1 protein-coding gene is annotated in these 385 nt (G+C 68.3%); it reads right to left on the bottom strand.

Going from position 1 to position 385, the window contains the following annotated elements:
• Positions 1 to 385: glutathione S-transferase C-terminal domain-containing protein (locus G3I56_RS43035; RefSeq protein ID WP_203691988.1), on the bottom strand; the 385-nt coding region annotated here is incomplete at both ends.

Raw genomic sequence — 385 nt, 5'->3', positions numbered from 1 at the left:
GGCGTACGGTCGCCGAACGGCGTGCCGGCCAGCTCCTCGCGGTGGTGCGGGGTCAGCCAGGGGGACAGGTCGGGGCCCAGCGGCACGATGCCGGTCGGGTTGATGCCGGTGTGCACCTGGTAGTAATGCCGCTTGATGTGGTCGAAGTCGACGGTGTCGCCGAAACCGGGGGTCTGGTAGAGATCCCTGGTGTACGCCCACAGCACCGGGTCCTCGGCCAGCTTCGACCGGTTGCACTTGAAGTGGCCGTGATAAACGGGGTCGAAGCGCACCAGCGTCGTGAACAGCCTGATGTCGGCCTCGGTGATGCTCTCCCCCACCAGGTACCGCCGACCCGCGAGCCGCTCGGACCCCAGGTCGAGCCGCCGGAACACGTCGTGCCAGG

Source organism: Streptomyces sp. SID12488, from assembly GCF_010548275.1.
GTDB lineage: Bacteria > Actinomycetota > Actinomycetes > Streptomycetales > Streptomycetaceae > Streptomyces.
The sequence above is the reverse complement of the archived record's forward strand: the minus strand, read 5'-3'. Positions and strand labels throughout refer to the sequence as shown.